At 59.1% G+C, this 430-nt stretch carries 1 protein-coding gene; it reads right to left on the reverse strand.

Annotated features, from left to right (window positions below; all coding sequences use genetic code 11):
• On the reverse strand, positions 1-430 hold a 430-nt coding region (locus AC1D0P_RS30160; protein WP_477680091.1), incomplete at both ends, for an esterase-like activity of phytase family protein.

Here is a 430-nt window from a genome sequence, read left to right on the forward strand (position 1 = left end):
AAATTGCCCTGCTTGTTATAGCTCCTCTCGGCGACGAACATCAGCGCGCCTTTGAGCGGCCCCTTGTCCGGGGTTTTCAAGATGCACTCCATGCCGCCATTGTGCTTCAACCGCACGCCGGGCGGCAGGATCGGCAATTGGACATCGGTCGGCATCGACTGCTCGAAGCCGGGATAGGGATAGGTGTTGATACGGCTATAGCCCTCGAAGCCAACATAGAGATGGTTCTTGTCCATCGCCAGGCTCTCGGAGTCGAGATTGTCCTTGTCGTGCTCGCCGCGGCCGGTCGGATCCTTCAGCATGGTGATGCGATAGTCACTGAGCCCTGTCAGCTTGCCGTCCTTGTCGCGCTCGATCGTGCCGGTCGCCCAATGGCCGGTATCCATGACCGAAATGAATTTCGTGCCACCATCGAGCAGCCGGATGGTGG

Source organism: Polaromonas sp. P1_G2 (assembly GCF_056405515.1).